Below are 19,024 nucleotides of genomic sequence, written 5' to 3'. Positions count from 1 at the left end.
CAGGATGAACCCAAAATGAGAATTGCTGTTGCAATGGCTAATCGAATGTGTTTCACTCTCGCCGAACACTGGCGCTGGCTGTTCGGGAATCCAAGAGGATGAACGCTAAACGATTACACGCTAAACGATTACTGTTGACAACCTACGGGATCGGCCTGTCGCTCTTCTTGCTTTCTGCGGTTCTGCCCTGTACATCTTCTTGCATTGGCTGGCAGGCGGGATTGTTGGCACTGATCTTCGCGTGGGCGTTCCCATTCCATGGTGTTGCGCTTCTTGCCGTTCTGTTGTCCCCTCTTGCCCTTCGGCGGATTCTCAGAGGCCGCGCGAGAGCAGTTTGGATCGTTCTCTTGATCTGTATGCCAGCGTTGTGGTTCTCGCCGGCCACTGTGACTTTTCCGATAGTTCGTCCCGGCTACTTCGTATGGGCGTTCTCGGTGTCGCTGGTAGCACTGAGTCTCATCATGTTGTCGCGCGCAACAAGCCCCATACATATACGCCGCCATCGGTGGATCATCGGGTGTGCGGTTGTGCTTGTGCTCACGTACGTCGTCACTCATCCGTACTGTGTTTGTCCACGCTTCTGGCAACTTCAATTCGCTGGGCGACTCCCCGATGACACCAAGTATCCGCGTGATTCGCTCATGGCCGAACAGACCTACTGGTGGGGAAACAGGTTGGAGCCGAGGCGGTTCTGGGCTGACAAGGTCGTATGGCATGACGAGGTGTCTGAGTCCGAAGCCGCACGCCATGGACGTGGCTATCCCCCAATTCCATACGATGACCCCTCACTGCATAATCATAGCGACCGAAACACCCACAGCGATGGTATCGGTGGTCCCGATAGCGGACCATCTATCCGGTACTTGTACACGGAGCGGGAGCGTGCCTTCTGGGACAAGTTCACCAAGACTCATCCGCTGCCGCCAACATACATCGAGCGAGAACAGCGCTCCTACGGGCGAAGCATGGTCCACGACCAGTACCTATTGGCTCATGATCCAACATATGCAGCACGGCTGCGTCTCAAGTCGGACGCCCCACAAAAGACCGTCGAGGCTGCCCGCTATCATCTCCGTGATTTTGGATTTCCAAATGAAGCGCTTACGTCTAACGCCCTATTCTGGGCTTACGTTCTTGAACAGCGTTCGGAGTACCAGACAATGATGTCCTCCTGGAGACATCACCCTTCAGTCATATCGAACCACATCGCGCGACTCCAAGTCGATCCCCGCCTGATCATCGAACCGCTGACTGCCGAGCAGACCACACAGGCGAATGCTTGGAAGGTCGAGTATCTCAAGCGATTGAAACGCGATGGGATTGATGACGCATACATCAATGCCTATCTCAAAGCATGGAAACTTGATCTGGCGCAAATCAACAGGGGAGAATAACATCCCGAACAACGGCCTGCTGGAGGGACAATGATCTTGACAACGATGGGAGGACCGGTTGACGAGGAGAGATTTCTCAATCGTCCATCATGCTGTCTTCGTGTGGCGACTGGTGAAGAAGTCGGCTGGCGGTCGTGCGAAGAAGTCTTGGAGAGGGATGCCATCGCTGCCCACCAGCAGCGCATGCGAATGGGGATAGCGGACGCGAAAGGCGGCCAGACCGCTCAATCGCCCGGTCCGGCCGCTTTTCACCTCAACCGCCCAGACCTCTTGGCCTTGCGTGACGACATAATCCACTTCCTTTTGGCCATCGCGCCAATACGTGACGCTCCAGGTCGGCTCTGGCAGGTAGTTGAGGAGATGCGCGCCCACCGCATTCTCGACCACCCGGCCCCACCACGCTCCATCACCGCGCGCCTCGGCAAACGAGAGGCGTGACAACGCATGGATCAGGGCGGAATTCCGAAGCACCAGTTTTGGGCTGCTGCCGCGACGGGTGCCGCGACCGGCGGAATAGAGTTCCAGTCCGCTGACGAGAAAGGCGGTCTCCAGCAGCTTCAGATAGTGGGCGAGGGTCGTGGTGTTGCCGGCATCCTGAAGCTGGCCGAGCATTTTGTTGTACGACACGAACTGTGCCGGATATGCGGCGGCGAAGGCGAAGAGATGGCGCAACAGCGACGGCTTGTGAACCGTCTGCAGTTGCAGGACGTCCCGCGCGATGGCAGGCTCCACGAGACTGTCCGCCACATAGCGCTTCCACAGGTTCTCGTCGTCGGCGAACGGGGCTGCCCCTGGATATCCGCCAAAATGCAGCCACCGGTCTAGTTCCCATCCGAACGCCTGGCGGCATTCCGTCCAGTTCCAGTGGGGACAGCGGTGCAGGAAGAAACGGCCGGCCAGACTCTCTGCGAGGCCTCGCTGCAGAAGCAGCGCGGAAGACCCCAGGAGGATGACCTGCAGGGGCCGTCCGGCACGGATGGATTCATCCCACAGCCGTTTCACGACTTCGCTCCACCCGCGAACCTTCTGGATTTCGTCAAGGACGAGAATGGCCGGCGCCTCGGTCATGGCAGGCAGCGCGGCGGCCATGCTCCAGTGCGTCTCGATCCACTCCGGCCCCGGCGGCAGAGCCGTGTCCGCAGCCGCGATATGACTGGGCCATCCCATGCGTTGCAGCAACTGCGAGACTGCGGTTGTCTTTCCCACCTGGCGTGGCCCGACGATGACTTGAATCAATTGACGTGGGTGGCGCATGGCCGCCTCAAGATCGTTGACAATGCCTCGTTGAAACAGTGTCCTGACTTCCTGTTGCATGCCGGAGAATATCGCATTTTCAGACCGGGCTTGTCAATAATACTCAGTGGATGAGTAAAAATACTCAATAGATAAGTAAAGTCATCCACCGAAGGCCGACAAGGGACGGGCCTTGCCAGCAATTCTCATCTTGGAGATGGCACCATCGGCGTCGGGGTCGGTATCGGTATCGATAAAACCAACGGAAATTCGATGCCGATTCCGATACCGACCCCGACCCCGGTGACTCAATCGTTTCATAATGAGAATTGCTGCGGGCCTTGCAGTCCCTCGTTGACTTTTGATCCTTTCGGACTTTGCTCTTTAAACTGCGCCCGTTTTTCTGTTATGCTGCTTTTCCGTGCAGCGGTTTCAGAAAGCGGGTACGCTCGCGAAGCGTACCGACCAGCAACCGGGCATACCCAGCACACAATAATCGGCAAGTGAAATAATGAATCTGCTCCCGCGAAAGCCTTATCTGGTTGCCCTCGCCGCGACGTTCGGTCTCGTCCTTTTTTATCACTTCGGCGGGGGCCTATGGCGCCCAATCAAGGCTCGCCTAGCCGGTGAGAAGACAGTAAAGCAGGTTCTCCGCGAGCTCGAACCTCTTATGAACGAGCGATTTCAGGATCTTGAGGCACTCACCAAGGGTGAGCCGATGAGCATTCTCGCCTTCAAGGAAGAACAACGCCTTGAACTTTGGAAACAGCGGGGAACCGGTTGGGAGTTTGTCCGTTCGTATCCGTTTACGGGCTTCTCAGGCAAGCTTGGCCCTAAGCTTAGAGAGGGAGATGGGCAGATTCCTGAAGGTGTTTACCGGATAGAGTATTTGAACCCGAACAGCTCATTTCATCTTTCCATCAAGGTCGAATACCCGAATGCATTTGATCGGGAAATGGCAGCTGCGGATGGCCGGGAAGGGTTGGGATTCGACATCTTTATTCACGGATCGAGTGCGACCATAGGATGCATACCGATTGGCGATCAGGCTATCGAGGAGCTGTTCTATCTGATCGCCAAGAACGGACATCGCAATGCGACCATCATCATTTCCCCTGTTGATTTCCGTCGCGGAGTCTCACCGCCCGAGGTACGTGGGATTGATTGGGAAACAGATCTCTACGCGAGCCTCTCCGAGAGGCTGCACGATTATCCACTTTTCGACACGCCCAACAAGGAAAGCGCTAACAAGGCGTCGATCCCAACGCCTGCCCCGCCGTAAGTCGAAAATTTCATGGCCATTCACCAATCAACCCAGAAGTCGAAGCGCGCCCTCAGTCAGGCGTAGGATGACTTCGACGTTCAACTCTAGGGACGGGTCTCCCATCGTTCCCTAGGGTCTTCCATCGTTCGGTCTTCCCTCGTTCCGGTGGTCCGGGCTAGGGGCGTAGGCAGGGCAACCTCAGCAGTCCGACCCGTTCGGAAAGCGCCGCCGGATCGCCGCCGCGACTCAGTTCCATGGCCCGCTGCATGGCTTGGTGGTGTTGCTCAGGTAGCCTCGGGCTTTTCATCCACTCGTCCTGTCCGTAAGCATCGACTCGCTTCGCTTGCCGATGCGTCGTGCATTGATTTGTCGCCAGGTCTTTACCGAGCGAAGCGAGTCAAAGCCCGGCTCTTCTTCATACTTTCAGATCTTCGATCACCCGCGCATAGGCCCACTCGTGAAGGTCACGCAGCGTGTTGGCAGCCACGACCTGGGTTGCGAGGTTCGGCAGCGGCAGGATGCCGTAGTTCTACTCGGCCGGATCGATTGATAGTCGCACCCTGGAGATACCCAGTGTCCCCCAACGCTCCCCCGGTCAGTCGAGTGGAAGCCCGCGCAAGAGCAGCCAGGCACCGGCCAGCGCCAGCATGATCCGGATGGCCAGGCGTCGGCGCTGGCCCTCCAGATCGTCAGCCACCGACCAGCCATGCTGCCGCAGCCCGCCGGCAAAGATGTAGTGGCCCAGTTTATGCGCGCGGCGACGGAGATGCCGATCCGTCGACGAAAAGACGAACATGCCGCGGTCGTTGGAATCCTCGCGTGTGTCGAGACGCCACACCCGCTGCACGCCGCCGCCCAACAGCACTTCGCCCGCGTCCCGGCCGTATCGGAAAAGGCTGGCCCTGCGTCGTGACATCGTTGCACCTTAGGGTATCAGAAGGATCTGACCAACTCGCACGCGGCCGTCAGAACTGATTCGGCTCTTGTTGGAATCCCGAACCGTCGTCCATTTGGAGCCGTCGCCGTAGTGGCGCTCGGCAATTCTAAAAAGCGTGTCGCCCGGTTGAACGACGTACGTCCGAAATTCCGGTTTGCGCTTCACCGCAGGCTCGGCGACCGGTTTCGGGACTTCAGGAACGGCCACGGCGACCGGTTTGGGGGGCACAGGGGGGGGCACAGCGGCTGGTTGGGGTGGCACCGGCTCAGTCGTGCGGACGGGCGCGACCGGGTTTTTGGGCGGCGGCGTCCCGCTCATTAACCGCGCGGCCTCCTCGCGCGCGGCCGTGATCGCGCTGCGGGAGACAGACGGCGCGGCCGAGGCGGCGGGTTCACGAACCGCCTGCTCATCCCGCGTGGCCGTGATCTGTGCGCCGGGCCGCGTTTCAGTCGCGGCGGTCGGCTGATCCGGGATCTGCATGCTTTTCAGCAGGTGGCGCAGCCGCTGAGCCTCCCGTTCGGATGTCTGCAGGGACTGGGTCAGCTTCTCCTTTTCATCGATCAACCCCGTCTTCTCCCCCTCCAGCGCGGTGACACGCCGGCTCAGGGTGTCAACCTGCTCGGTCAGACGCGACTGGGCGATTCCCGCCAAGTCCCCAACCCGGCGCAACAACTGCGCGGCCAGAAGCTGCTCGGCTAGGCGGATGCGCCCCTGAACCAACTCGTCTTTCTCCCCCCCTTGACGCAGTTTGAGGTACTGCCGGTAATGATAAACCGCCCCATAATAATCCTGCCGGTGATCGTGAAGCAGCAGCGCGAGGTGGAGGTGTGCGGAAACCATCCGTGGGTGATCCAGCAACACCTGCTCATACTGAGTGATCGCCTCGTCCAGTTTTCCAGAATGCTCAGTCCGGATCGCCCGGTCAAACGCCGGTGTGGCGCGGTCGCGCGCATCGGCGTCGCCCACCGATCGGGCGCATCCCGCAGACAGCAGCAGCGCCACGGCCACCGCCGCCCGGTAGTTTGAGACTGCGATCATCAATCCATCTCCCTGTCAGCGTCTAGCGGGCGCTTATCGGCACATACTCGCGATTCTGGCTGACGGACTTGAAGGCGGGTCGGACGATAGGCCCGCCGTTGACCAGCTCCTCGAGCCGGTGCGCACACCAGCCGACGACGCGGGAAATCGCGAAGATGGGCGTGAACAAATCGCTCGGGATGCCCATCATGTCGTAGACAAAGCCCGAATAGAAATCAACATTCGTGCACAGCACCTTTTTCTTCGCCCGCCCGCTGTTGAACACGTCGGGGCCGATCCGGTCGATCAGCTCGTACAGCGCAAACTCGTCCTCGCGCCCCTTCTGTTTGGCCAGCAACCGGGCCTTCTCGCGAAGCAGATCGGTGCGCGGATCGGAAATGGTGTAGACCGCGTGACCGAGGCCGTACAACAGCCCGGTGCCGTCGCCTGCCTGCTTGTCGAGAATCTTGTGCAGGTAGTCCGCAACCTCGCCCGCGTCATCCCATTTCTTCACGTTCGACTTGATCTCGGCCATTTGATCCATCACCCGCCGATTAGCGCCGCCGTGGCGGGGGCCCTTGAGCGAGAGCGTCGCCGCAGCCAGCACGCCATAGGTATCGGTGTACGCCGAGGCGACGACATGCGTCGTGAATGCCGAGTTGTTGCCGCCGCCGTGGTCGGCGTGCAGAATGAGGCTCAGATCCAGCAGATCGGCCTCCAACCGGGTGTAATGGGCGTCTTCACGGATCATCATCAGGAAGCTTTCAGCCGTGGACTTGCCGTCCTCGGGATGGCGCAGGAACAGGCTCTTGCCCAGGTGGTAGTGGGCTTTCGCCTGATACGCATAGGCCGCCATCACCGGGTAGCGGGCGATCAGGTTGATGCATTGCCGGAGCACGTTGGCGAGCGAGAGGTCGTCGGGGCGCTCGTCGTAGATGTGCGCGGTCAGAACGGCCCGCGCCAGACTGTTCATGATGTCGTTGCCGGGGGCTCGGATGATCGCGGCCTCCTTGAATCCGTCGGGCAGCCGCCGCGCGGCGTCCAGAACCCGGCCCCATTGCGCCAGCTCGGACGCCGTCGGCAGTTCGCCAAACAGCAGCAGGTAGGCGCTCTCTTCGAAGCCGGGGCGCCCCTCCGCCTCGCAACTGGCCACGAGTTGCTCGACATTGACTCCGCGATAGATCAACTGGCCGGCAACCGGCACCTTCTCGTTTTCAGAAATGATATAGCCGTGGACAGCCCCGACGCGGGTCAGGCCAACCAGCACGCCTGTGCCATCGGCATTACGCAAGCCGCGCTTGACGTTGTAATCGACGTACAACTGCGGGTCAATCGTTCCGGTCGCCCGCACCTTCTCTGCATATTCCTGAATGATCGTATCTTCCATCGTGGCCTCTTGGAGGTTGAACTGCGGCTTGAACGTGCACGCGAATCGAACTATACACAACTATCGCCACGCCGTCAATTGCACAAGAAAATGCGCGTTCTGATTTTCTCACCAGCGATAGTCGACGACGGTGTAAACCCGTCGGCCCGCCTGGGGCTGTCCGGCGTATGTTTCGAATCGGCTATTCCACAGGTTTGCGATGCCCAGCGCCAGCGACAGGTCGGTGAGCTGAGGCACCCGCCAGCGAATCTCGCCGCCTGCGTCCACGCGCGTGCGCCCATCCCGGCGCAACGGGTTTTCAGCCATTCGCCCGATGCCCTGCCAGATCCGGACATCCCACACCTGCGTCGGCTTCCAGCGCACATCCAACCGGAGGTGCTGTTCTGGATAGTCCAGCGCATAGCGGCTCGCGTAGATCGGCGCGTCACAGGTTTTACGCAGCAGCGTCCCCGAAAGCAGGAGATCCAGCGAAGAGTCCACCGCCACGACTGCGTCCGCCGTGAGGCCAGAGCTGTCAACCGTGTTGAGATTGACCGCGCGATAGACGGTGTCGGCTGGCAGCAGCCGAACCCAGTCCACCACGTTCTGGCCTCGCTCGGCGAACGCGGTGATGCCTCCCGCGATGTCGTTCCAAGAGCCGCGCCAGCCCGCCTCGGTCATGCGCGTGTGCTGCCGGTCCAGACCGCGATTGCCCAGCGAGGATGGATTGTTGTAGTTGTATTCGGTGTAGGAGGGCTGGCGCACCGCTTCGCTGTAGGAGAGAAACACCTGCTGCGCCTCCGTCGGACGCCACACTGCGCCTGCGGCGGGCAGCCAGGCGGGCCGATCATCGCTGCACCCCTCAACCGCACCGCCAGCGGTCAACTCCCACGCGCCGCGCCGCCAGCCCGGCAACACCGCCACCGAGAGCTGCCCCCGCTCATGGTCGCCCAAACTCCGGCTGGTGACCTGCTCGGCCGTCGCATCGCCACGCGCCGCCAATCGGAACCCGCCGTCCAGAGGGAGCACGCCATCGCCGTGCAGCGCCCAGACATCCGAGACGTGGCGACTCGGATTGCCCGCCGGCTTGCCCCGGTACCAGTAGGCGTCTTCGGTCCGGCGGAACGCGGCGGTCAGCCGGCCGGCCCGGTCCTCGGAGCGGTCGCCGCCGCTGATTCCGGCCAGAATGAGCGTATCCTCCACCCGCTCTTCCGAGGGGAGACCCAGAGGCGTGCCGTAAAAGCCGCGCGCGCCGAATTCCCGGACCGTGCCGACGGCGAGCAGATCGAATCGCCCCGCGTCGGTCAGGATGTCCCCGCGCCCCCCGTAAGTCCAGCGCCGCAGAAAGTTGTCAGGCTGCCCGTCCGTCCGGTCCGTCCGGTCTGCTCCGGCGAATCCTGCGACCCCGAACGACGCCCCACCATCGCTCCAACGCGTGCCGTGGCGGATGCGCGCCAGTTGGTGTCCCGCCTCGCCGATGCCCGCCGCAGCGAGTCCGCCCACCTCAATCTCAGCGAAATCGAGCGCCACCGCCCCAGACGGATGCCCGGATGAAACGGCGAACCGCTCCAGGCCGGTCAGCACGTCCGGGACGCGGAACGTTCCGTCCGGAACCGACAGGTCGCATTGAAAATGCTCGGTCTGCGGATTGCGTAAGGCCAGCCCGCCGAGCAGCAGCCCGCTGGAATTGAATGCGCCGCCGCGGACGCTGATGTCGGTCTGCGCACCTCCGAAGCCCTGGTTGCGCACGGAGACTTCGGGCAGCGTCTCCAGCAGCGGCACGACGGTCCAGGCGTCATCCGCCAGCGAAATCTCCCGCAACAGCCGTCCCTCCACCGCGATCGCCCACTCGGTCACCGCGTCGGCCTCCGCTCTGACAGACCCAACCAACCCCATGGCGAAGCAACCGAGAATCACACGTAGTAGGTGCATATCACTGAACTCCGGGTAGGTGAAAAAACGCTAACGATAGACCGTTCCTAACAGATTGTCAACCATGCAAATATACAGGGTTTACGAACTGAATTCTGAATACTGGCTTCTGAATACTGCGCGTGCAGAACCGACGAAGGAGGTTTTGCACGCGCCTCCCCAGAAACCCCGCTCCAAAAGCGGACCTCATCGAGCCTCTGACCACTAAGAAATTTTGAGTGTTTGACGCCCCGCGTGATTCGCCGTATCATGTCTGCCTCATTCGACACTCAGGAGACTCAGGTCAACCATGTTTTCATCGAAGAAAAAGAATCAGGGACACGAATCAACGGCGATTCAGGAAGAGCAATCCACCGATGCCGATGCGGCTGCCGTGACCAACGGGCAGGCGGCCGCAGCCGTTGCTGCGGATGAGCCGGCCGTGGAACCGGCGACCGCTCAGGAGTCAGCGCCGCCGCCTGATCCGCTGGTCGCTGAGCTGGCCGCCGTCAAGGACCGCTATGCGCGGCTGATGGCCGATTTTGACAATTTCAGGAAGCGCCAGGTGCGCGAGCGCGAGGAGGTCGTCAAGCGCGCCAACGAGGCGCTGATTCTCGAACTCCTCCACGCGATCGACCATCTCGACTTGGCGTTGACCGCCGCAGCCAACTCGACCGATCCCTTTGTCACGGGCGTGCGCATGGTTGCCGATCAGATTCACGCCGCTCTGGCCAAGTTTGATGCCAGGCCCGAGGACGCAGTCGGCCAGCCGTTCGATCCCGGACGGCATGAGGCTCTGAACGAAACGCCATCCGATGTGGTTCCGGCCGGACATGTCTCCATCCAGCTCCGCAAGGGTTGGAGTCTCGCGGGCCGGCTTCTCCGGCCCGCTCAAGTGATGATTTCTTCCGGACCGGCCAACCCGACGCCCGACTCGGCCGACGCGCCAGCCGCCGTCTGAACATCGCACAGAACCCTGCTTACCGGATAGTGAACCATGGCTGTAAAACGTGATTATTACGAGGTGCTGGGGATCGGCAAAACCGCTTCGGCCGACGAGATCAAGAAGGCCTATCGCAAGCTGGCCATGCAATACCACCCCGACCGCAACCCGAACAACAAAGAGGCCGAAGTCAAATTTCGCGAGGTTTCCGAGGCCTACGAAGTGCTGAGCGATGAGAAGAAACGCCGGCAGTTCGATCAGTACGGCCATGAGGGGATGAAGTCCACGTTCGGTCCGGGAGGCTTTGACTTCGGCCGCGACTTCACGCACATGTCGGACATTGAGGACATCCTCGGCAACCTGTTCGGCGGAGGTGGCGAGGGCACGTTCGGCAACATGTTTGGCGGCCGCGGCGGCCGGCGATCGCGCACCGAGGAGGAACGCGGCAATGACCTCCGTTTTGATATCGAGATTGATCTCGAGGAGTCGGCGTTCGGCTCCGAACGTGAGATCGACATCCCGGTGAATGACGGCTGCGACCTGTGTCACGGAACCGGCGCGGCCGCCGGGGCCAAGCGCGAAGCCTGCCGCCAGTGCGGCGGTCACGGCTTCGTCGTCGCCGGCGGCGGCTTCTTCCAGATCCGGCAACCCTGTCCCGTGTGCCACGGCGAAGGAACGATGATCCGCCAACCGTGCACGAAGTGCGGCGGTTCAGGCCGCATGAAGGCGCGCCGCAAGCTGACCCTGCGCATCCCGCGCGGCGTCGAGACCGGCTCGCGGCTCCGGCTTCCCGGCAAGGGAGAGGGGGGGCTTCGCGGCGGCGGCCCGGGCGACCTCTACGTCGTGCTTCACGTGCGCGACCACGCATTGTTTGACCGGCAGGGCGATGATCTCACCTGCACCGTGCCGGTCTCGCCGGCCGATGCCGCCCTCGGTGGCACGGTCAAAGTTCCGACGCCGGAAGGGTTCGCCGAAATCCGCCTCCCGCCCGGCACGCCCAACGGCAAGGTGTTCCGCCTCCGCGACAAGGGCATTCCCAGCGTCGAAGGGCGTGGCACCGGCGATCTCAATGTGCGCATCGTGATCGAGGTTCCGGTCCATCTCTCGTCCAAACAGCGCAAGCTGCTTGAGGAGTTCCGCGATTCCTGCGAGCCCTCCGTATTTCCAGAGGCCGAGCGGATGCGAAAGGCCTCCGAGACCTTCTTCGCCAACCGGGATGCGCTGCGTCAGAAGCGCTAGCTACAGCCAGCGGCTGCCGATGACGCACAGTCCGTAGAGTGCGGCGGTTTCGGCGCGCAGCACCAAGCCACCCAAGGCGACCGGAATCGCGCCAGCGGCGATCAGCCGGTCCAATTCGTCGGTTGTGAAATCGCCCTCAGGGCCGACGAACCAGCCGGCGTGGGCGGGCCGCTCGGGAAAAGCCTCCAACGCCTCGCGCAACAGCGGTGTGTTCGGGCGCAACGCCCCGATCAGCACCGGCGCGGATTCGGCGACGAGCGCCGTGCTGGCGTCGCAGGCCAGCGGCGCCTCGATCTGAGGCACCCATGCTGCGCCGCATTGCCGGGCCGCCTCGCGCGCGACCCGCTCCCACCGCAGCCGCTTATCGAGACCTTCCTGCGCGTCGAGCCGCACCACCGTCCGGGCGGAAAGCACCGGCACGATCCGAGACGCTCCGGTCTCGACCGCCTTTTCCACGGTCCAGTCCATTCGGTTTCCCTTGCTGATGCAGACGAAGAGCGTAATCGCGCAGGCGGGCTTCGGACGCGCCACGGCAACGCCCGCGGGTTCCAGCCCGACCTCGTTCCGGGCCACACGCGCCACGCGCAACGGGCGGATCAGCCCGGCACCGTCAAAGCCCTCGACCCCGTCGCCCGGCGTTACGCGCAGCACCCGGATCAGGTGGTGCGACTCGTCCCGATCCAGCACGCACCCGTCCGCCAGAAGCCGCGGGGTATCCATGAACTGTCGGAGCATGGCGGCGTCGCCTCCGTGGAAATAGCTGAAAGCCGAAAGCTGAAAACTAAAAGCGGAATCCTATCGTGGCAGCCCCGGCAACCCCAGGGCACCGGCCCCCCGGCCCTGCTGCGCGAGCTGCTGCACCAGTGGTCTCAGACTCGGTATCTCATAAGCCGCCTGCATCGCCTGTGATCGGCCGAGGTCCTGCGCGCGCTGCAAGGCACCGAGCGCGTTCCCCTCCATCTTTAACTTTTGGTAGGCCACAGCCAGCGTGATCCACACGCGCCACTCGCCCGGCTCCGCCTGCAGATAGCGTTTTACGGGTGCGATCATCTTCTCCGTGCGGCCGCAGATGTCGTAGGCCCGGGCAATGCGGATGTATCCCTCAAGCGGGAACTCCTTGGGGAGCGGTTGCACCATCAGACGATCGAGCACGCGTTCTGCGGCTTCGGCCTTCCGTCCCTCGGCAAGCTGGATGCCGACCTCCAGCATGACGTTCCAGGGCAGCCCGTCCAAACTTGCGAGATGCTCCAGCACCCGCGCCGACTGTTCGATATTGCCGAGCTCGCGGTAGCATTGGGCGATTTTCAGTGTCTTCTCCAGCGGCATCGATCCGCCTTGCTGAGCCTCGGTCAGCAGCAGGCGCAGCTCCCGCTCCGTCGTATCATAATGGGAGATCGTGCTGAAAAACGCATTGGCCGAGGCGTTGTTGGGATCGAGCCGAACCAACGTGCCGATCACGTCCAGCGCATCCGCCGTGCGCCCCTGCCGCAGCAGAACATCTTGCGCCAGTTTGAAGTTTGCCTCCGGGCTGGGCGGATAGAGGATGCGCGCCTCCTGAAGCGCGATCTCGGCCTCGCGTGTCCGGCCATGCGCCCCGTATAGTCCGCCGATCGATCCGCGCAACTTGGAGAACGATTTCTGGGCCACCACGTCGCGGCGGAACCGATCATCGCGGGTGAGACGGCGCCAATACCAGTCCCAGAAGTCCAGATCGGCGGTGACGACATCTGCGGACAGCGGCCCCGGCGCGTTGTTGAGCTTCATGATCAGACCGTGCGGCGTGAAGTACGGATACATCCACTGGATGGGATAGCTCTCCTCGACGTAGAACGCATGGCGGAAGTTGTTGTTGCGCCAGATCATCTCGCATAGGATGCCGTTGATCTCCATCACGCCCAGCGCGCCGCTCACCTGCACGCGGCCGTTCTCCACCACCAGCTCAGCATTGCGGGGCCGCTTGCCCGCGTTGACCTCATCCACATAGATTCTGAACGACTGCGCGCTGTCATCCGTCGTCGGCATCCAGATCTGATCGGCATACAGCGCGCGCATCGTGGCCATGTAGGTGTTGTCGGCCAGCGCGTTCTGGGTGATCAGGAAGACGTCGGGCCGCACCCGCGCCGAGTAGATCATGTAGGTTGGAACAAACCGCCCGGGATCGGTGCCGCCGAAGAAGACCGCGTTCGGCTCCATCGCGGGGGGAAAGAGCGGGTTGGGCAGCGGCTCTTCGGTCGCCTCCAGTTCCTCGGTGATCGCCGCCGCGCCGCGCAACTGGTAGTTGCCGAACTGCCAGCCATAGTCATTGGCGTTTTGCTCCGAGCCGCCGAATTCGAAGACCAGCCGATCATCGGTGTAATTGCGGTAAACCGGAATAGCCGCCAGCGCCAGCGTGACGGCTACCGCAGCCGCGAGAATCACCTGTGATAAGAACCGGCCGCCGGGATTCAGCGTCGGGGCGGAGAGGTTCGACGCACGGTTCCGCCCCAAGACGGAGGACAGCAGCGCGTCGAAGGCCGCCAGACCGAACACCAGGCCGTAACCGATCCAGATGGCGAACAGGCCGTGCGACGAGATGAACTTCACCTTCTGGATGAAGGCGTCCTGGAGATCCCCCTTCGGATTGGCCAGCACGATCAACAGCACGCTCATCATCAAAAACGCGGCCACGGTCGCAATGAGCCACTGCTGAGTCACTTCGCCCATCGCGCAACGCAACCCCCCCCGGCGGGCCAGGACGCGCCGTCCCCAGATCAACACAGCCACAACCGCAACAGCCAGTATTACATTCAGGCCGCTGCGAAGGCCAGCCAGCAGCGGGTTCGAGTCATTTCCGGACAACAGACTGATCTGGCCAAACCACAACCCGAGCAGCGTCAGGCCGCCGAGCACGCCCAAGGTTTGCTTCTCCGATCGGTTCCCCGAATGCACAATATTCGTCACCCGCTCATCCAACTGCGTGAGCATCAGGATAAGGCCGCCAGACGCCGCAATCAAGAGCACGCCGGCCAGCAACAGCTTGTCAAAGCGGGTGATGTCGAAGATCCGCTCGATCTGAGGAACACCCGCCAGAATCACAAACGGCAGGGAGCACACAAACAGTCCGATCGCCGCGTGCAGCACCTTCATCCCCGCCGCAAGCGCGCCCATGATGGATAGAATCAGCCCGGCAACGGCCACACCCCGCAGGATGGCGCCGAGCGGAAGGGTTACAGCCGTCAGCCCCGGCAGCTGCGAAAGGGTCACCATCTGCGGCGTCCATGCCTGCAGACTGATGAACCAGATCAGCGCTGCACCGGACAGCGCCGCCAGGCAGACGATCCACCCCCGTTTGCGTCCCCATGCCGGGCCGCGCATCTGCCAGGCCGCAAAAGGCAGAAATCCCAACGGCGCGAGCAGCAGCGTGAACTGCACCCGCAAGTCGGTGAAATACGACCCCAACTGCGGCAGAAGCTTGGCGGCCGACGGGACGATCTTCTCGTATTGGCCACGGGTAATTGCGTGCTTGAAACCCTCCCACGTGCGCGGATAACCCCAGTTCATCGGCGGGTTGCGCAGATCCGAGACGATCGGCATATAGACGTAAAACGAGACGCCCAATTGGGCAAAAAAGAGGGAAAGCGACACAAGCCTGCCGTGCGGCAACAGGAGCCAAGCCAGCGCCAGCACGCCGAAGTTCCACCACACCGGGACCTGGAACCACCATGTCGTCGGGTGGGTGAGCCCGAGCAACGCCCCCTTGCGAACGAGGACGAAGAGCGCCGTCTGAACCCCCAACACGGCCAGAGCGTAAAAGACCCCCTGAGGTATGGAAGACCCCAACAGGAACAAGAGGCCGCAGCCCCCCAGAAAAACCAGCGTCGGCAGGGTCCATGAAAATACCGGCTGCCCCGGCGCGGCCGGCAGCGGGCGCGCGGCGGGCACATTGGCAACCGTCAGAATCAGGACCAGCAGCAGACCGATGGCCACGGCCAGCGGCACGCTGACCCAGGGGTCAGACCATCGGTCGCGTTTGGCAAACCCGGCCAATGCCGAACCGGTCACCACGCCAATCGCCAAAATGCCGATCCACAAGTAACGCATCGGATCGAGGCGAGGCGCAAACTCCCCCGGCACGTTCAGGGGATGGGTGACCATGCCTGCGATCACGAGCAGCAACAGCCCCATCCCGAATAGCACGGCGGGCACGGCGTTCCGCCGGTTGCGCGCCCGCTCGTTTGCGGGTTCCCGCCGGCGCATCACCAGCGCCGCGGCAAACCCCGCCAGCACCACCGCCAGCCCCGCGATGATCAGCGCTCCAGAAGGCGCCACGACCTTCGCGCCGACAAAGGGTTCGAGCTTGGAAAACCCCGGCGTGGGCATCATCGCGCCGAGTTTCAGCACATGCGCCGTCAGCATCACCGGAAGGCCCACCATGAGGAAATCTCGGAACAGCGCCACATCGCGCAGGATGATCACGATCGCCAGCGGAACGGCGGCCAGAAGCAACACCTGATAGTTGGTCAATCCAAGACCGAAGACAAACGCCGTCAGCCACAAGACCGTGTCGGACGGACGTCGCATCCATCGATAGGTCAGGAGAAAAATCAGCATCAGAAAAAAGGCGTTGAGGGTGTACACCTCGACGATCGTCGATTGCGACCACATCACCGGGCTGAAGGCGAAGATCAGGCTCGCCGAGACGCCACCCGCCCAGCAGAACCACCCCTCGCGCCGCCCCGTGGCGGCATGGAGGTCCTGATGGGAATCCTTGAGAATGTCCGATGCGGAACGCGTGATCAGCATCGCCGTCAGCCCCGTTGCCAGCGCGCCGAAGAATGCCGAGGCCATCGCGATGCTCCACGCCGGGGTCGGCTGGCCGCGAAACGTCACCCACTCGAACGCGCGGGCGAAGACAAACGCGCACATCGTCCAGATCGGATACCCCGGCGGATGGGGCACGCCGAGATAATCGCCCGCCACGGCCAGTTCGCCCGAGTCCTCCAGCGTCACCGAAGGCCCCAGCGTGAAGAAGAAAACGGCAAAGGAGAGTATCGTCGCCGTCCAGAATGCTGCCCAGTCGATCCGGCGAAAAAATGAACCGCGTTTCAAAGACAGGTCGGAAGCATCGTCTTTCGTCATAAAAGTCCTCGGCTTGCGTAACCGCGTGCAGGGATAAACCAATCGATACTGTAACCGCATCCGCCCCGGACGGCAAGTCAAAGCTATCTTCTGTCCAGCACTTCTAATTTGGATCGCATCCGGCCAGTCGAAATCGAAATCGCTATCGGTATCGGGATCGAATTCCCCTCTTTCCCGTCGATCCCGATTTCGATTTGGATCCCGATATCGACGACCATAATTAGAATAGCTGATCTTCTGTCAGTGGGCGACGGTCACGGCGCGACCCGAAATCCGCAGCCGGCCGGAGGCGAGAAGCCGAAGGGCTTCGGGGTAGGCCTCGTGCTCGGCCGTCTGGATGCGGGCGTGCAACGTCGCCGCAGTGTCGCCCGGCTGCACCGGCACGGCGCGCTGGACGATGATCGGGCCGGTGTCGGTCCCCTCGTCCACAAAATGAACGGTGCATCCCGTGACGGTGACGCCGTGGGCCAGCGCTTGCTCCCAGGCCCTGAGGCCCGGAAAAGCGGGGAGCAGCGCGGGATGGATGTTCAACACGCGGCCGCCGAACGCCTGCAACAGGCCGCGCTTGACAATCCGCATGAAGCCCGCCAGAACGACCGTGTCGACGCCCTGCCCGCGCAACACCTCGATGCAGCGAGCCTCGGCGGCGCCTTCGAGCTTGGTCTTGTAGGGCGCGGGATCGATGTAATAGGACGGAATGCCGTGCCGCCGGCCCCGCTCCAAGATGCCCGCGTCCGGCACGTCGGCGATCACGCACACGACCCGGGCGTCAAGCGTTCCCGCCTTCACGGCGTCGAGGATCGCCTGCATGTTGCTTCCCGAGCCCGACCCCAGCACGCCGATTCTCATCAGTTTCGTTTCGCCATTCACGTCTACCATGATAGCACCTCGCCGCCCCCACCTTCCAAGGTTTTTTTGCAAGAGGCGTAATGGGTCACTTTCAGCTTTCCGTTTTCTGCTTTGAGAAGGGCGCAGCCAAGCACGGGGGAGGCGACGGCTTCGCCGATGTCTGGTATAAACGCCTTATAAATGGCCCCGCCAGCAACACGATTCACGTCAGCAGCCCGGTCGAACACAGTGCCAAAGTAAAACGCCATTCAGCGCTGATTGAGGATCTGACGGAGACGTGCGGCGGGAATGGCAAACCCGACGTTCTCCATTCTGGCTTTCATGGTAACAAGGCCAACGATCTCGCCGTGCTGGGACACCAACGGACCGCCGGAATTGCCGGGATTGATTGCCGCGCTGTGCTGCAACCATGATTGTCCTTCAATGACGCGCTGGTTGGAACTGATTATGCCTTCGGTAAGAGACTGATCCAGGACGCGTTCACCCATTCCGGGAGAACCAATGGCGAACACTTTCATTCCGGTGGAAGGTGCATCCTTGCTGATGGAAAGTCCCTTCTGTCCCGCTTGCGGCTTGTTGACCTTAAGAAGGGCGATATCGTTCTCATGCTCGACATAGACAATACTGGCGGTGCTTACGCCGGCCTTTTCAACCTTCCCGTTCTTGACCGCAAACAGGGTGACATCGATCGAACTGCTGGGGCCTTGGACTACATGTTGGTTGGTTAGAAGATACCCGTCGTCTGTAATGAAGACGCCTGATCCGTAGCCGGAATCGGTCTTAATGGAGGCGGTTCGCTGAGCCACAACCGCGAACAGTTCTTCCGCCGAAAGAGGCTTCTCGGTCTTCCAGTGTGGTGGCCAATTCAGTTTCAAAGATGCTGAATCGAGGATGTTGACGTCCGGCGGAGCGATCTCGACGCCGTCCCGGTAGGCAATGCCGTGTTTCTTCATCAACGGAGTAATCAGGTGAATCGTCATCTCATGGTCCTTGTCGACCAATAACCCTGTGGCCAGACAGTCAAGAGCTTCGGCCTCCCGACCCGTATTCAGGTAGGCCTCCCCCAGATAGTACAAGGACTCTGACGTGACTGTGCTCTGGCCGGCATCGGCGCGAACCGCTTCAATCAATAAGGGAATGCCTTCCGAGGCGTTATTGTTGGCGCACTGAACGTACCCCAAGGCACATGTGGCCGGCGGGAAGCCTGGCTTCTCCTTCAAGAATTAACCCTCAGTGTGCAATCGGTTAGCGATGGTTAGCGCTGATTACTAAAACTGCGTCTGCCCTGCGTCACGGGCGGCGCACCAGGCGCTTCTGGTCGGCGTGGTGCCGGATATCCAGCCCGTCCACGACGAAAATCGTGATCTCGGCGATGTTCGTGGCGTGATCGCCGATGCGTTCGAGATAGCGCGAGATCAGCAACAGGTCAAGAGCTCGCGAGATGGAAGACGGGTCTTGAGTCATGCAGACGCTCATCACCTCGGCCACTTTTTCCTTGAGGCTGTCCAGCCGGTCATCCCGCAAAAGAACTTCACGGGCCAGCTCCACGTTCTGATTCACGAAGGCGCGCAGGCTGTCGCGCACCATGCCTCGGGCGATCGCCGCCATATCGGGAATGATCTCGAATGGCTTGAGTTGCGGCATCTTCAGCAGGTGTTCGGCCTTCTGTACGATGTTCACCGCCTCGTCCGCGAGTCGCTCCAAGTCGGAGTTCGTTTTGACCGCGCCAATGATGAAGCGCAGGTCGCCGGCC

The 19,024-nt window shown here is 61.7% G+C and carries 15 protein-coding genes; 4 read left to right on the top strand and 11 right to left on the bottom strand.

The annotated features are described in order from the left end of the window. Positions 1-641 precede the first annotated feature (641 nt). Complete coding sequence (locus FJ222_05760; protein MBM4163930.1) at positions 642-1,394, top strand: hypothetical protein; 753 nt, start codon at positions 642-644, stop codon at positions 1,392-1,394. Positions 1,395-1,481: 87 nt separating this feature from the next. On the opposite strand, the gene FJ222_05755 is transcribed toward FJ222_05760, so the two are convergent. Continuing rightward, a complete protein-coding gene (locus FJ222_05755) occupies positions 1,482-2,648 on the bottom strand; it encodes an ATP-binding protein (protein ID MBM4163929.1) in 1,167 nt (388 codons plus the stop codon). Positions 2,649-3,138: 490 nt separating this feature from the next. Between FJ222_05755 and FJ222_05750 the strand changes: the two genes are divergently transcribed. Then, complete coding sequence (locus tag FJ222_05750) at positions 3,139-3,909, top strand: hypothetical protein (protein MBM4163928.1); 771 nt, start codon at positions 3,139-3,141, stop codon at positions 3,907-3,909. Between the two features lie 577 nt (positions 3,910-4,486). On the opposite strand, the gene FJ222_05745 is transcribed toward FJ222_05750, so the two are convergent. The 4 genes from FJ222_05745 to FJ222_05730 form a co-directional block, all read right to left on the bottom strand. Then, complete coding sequence (locus FJ222_05745; GenBank protein ID MBM4163927.1) at positions 4,487-4,807, bottom strand: hypothetical protein; 321 nt, start codon at positions 4,805-4,807, stop codon at positions 4,487-4,489. A gap of 9 nt (positions 4,808-4,816) precedes the next feature. Further along, positions 4,817-5,866: a LysM peptidoglycan-binding domain-containing protein gene (locus FJ222_05740; GenBank protein ID MBM4163926.1), complete on the bottom strand. Its 1,050-nt coding sequence runs from the start codon at positions 5,864-5,866 to the stop codon at positions 4,817-4,819. Between the two features lie 22 nt (positions 5,867-5,888). Next, positions 5,889-7,232 (bottom strand): citrate synthase, encoded by a 1,344-nt coding sequence (locus tag FJ222_05735; protein ID MBM4163925.1) that lies wholly within the window; start codon positions 7,230-7,232, stop codon positions 5,889-5,891. 108 nt (positions 7,233-7,340) lie between these two features. Continuing rightward, complete coding sequence (locus FJ222_05730) at positions 7,341-9,143, bottom strand: TonB-dependent receptor (GenBank protein ID MBM4163924.1); 1,803 nt, start codon at positions 9,141-9,143, stop codon at positions 7,341-7,343. 289 nt (positions 9,144-9,432) lie between these two features. Between FJ222_05730 and FJ222_05725 the strand changes: the two genes are divergently transcribed. Both FJ222_05725 and dnaJ read left to right on the top strand, forming a co-directional pair. After that, positions 9,433-10,083, top strand: coding sequence for a nucleotide exchange factor GrpE (locus tag FJ222_05725; protein ID MBM4163923.1), 651 nt, complete (start codon positions 9,433-9,435; stop codon positions 10,081-10,083). Positions 10,084-10,119: 36 nt separating this feature from the next. Then, positions 10,120-11,304, top strand: a complete 1,185-nt coding sequence (gene dnaJ, locus FJ222_05720; protein MBM4163922.1) for a molecular chaperone DnaJ — start codon at positions 10,120-10,122, stop codon at positions 11,302-11,304. Here the strand turns inward: dnaJ and FJ222_05715 are convergent, their stop codons facing one another. From FJ222_05715 to phoU, 6 genes are all read right to left on the bottom strand, one after another. After that, on the bottom strand, positions 11,305-12,039 hold the full coding sequence (locus FJ222_05715) for a 16S rRNA (uracil(1498)-N(3))-methyltransferase (protein MBM4163921.1): 735 nt from the start codon (positions 12,037-12,039) through the stop codon (positions 11,305-11,307). It lies immediately after the preceding gene. A 60-nt stretch (positions 12,040-12,099) separates the two neighbouring features. Then, on the bottom strand, positions 12,100-16,482 hold the full coding sequence (locus FJ222_05710; GenBank protein MBM4163920.1) for a DUF2723 domain-containing protein: 4,383 nt from the start codon (positions 16,480-16,482) through the stop codon (positions 12,100-12,102). A 180-nt stretch (positions 16,483-16,662) separates the two neighbouring features. Continuing rightward, positions 16,663-17,301, bottom strand: coding sequence for a phosphoribosylglycinamide formyltransferase (locus tag FJ222_05705; protein ID MBM4163919.1), 639 nt, complete (start codon positions 17,299-17,301; stop codon positions 16,663-16,665). Beyond that, positions 17,295-17,519 carry a hypothetical protein gene (locus tag FJ222_05700; GenBank protein MBM4163918.1) on the bottom strand — a complete coding sequence of 75 codons (225 nt, stop codon included), beginning with the start codon at positions 17,517-17,519 and terminating at the stop codon, positions 17,295-17,297. Before FJ222_05700 ends, FJ222_05705 begins: the two co-directional genes overlap by 7 nt. Beyond that, a complete protein-coding gene (locus FJ222_05695) occupies positions 17,520-18,491 on the bottom strand; it encodes a trypsin-like serine protease (GenBank protein MBM4163917.1) in 972 nt (323 codons plus the stop codon). Positions 18,492-18,561: 70 nt separating this feature from the next. Continuing rightward, positions 18,562-19,024: phosphate signaling complex protein PhoU (phoU, locus tag FJ222_05690; GenBank protein ID MBM4163916.1), on the bottom strand; the 463-nt coding region annotated here is incomplete at its 5' end.

It is taken from the genome of Lentisphaerota bacterium, from assembly GCA_016873675.1.
GTDB lineage: Bacteria > Verrucomicrobiota > Kiritimatiellia > RFP12 > JAAYNR01 > VGWG01.
The sequence above is the reverse complement of the archived record's forward strand: the minus strand, read 5'-3'. Positions and strand labels throughout refer to the sequence as shown.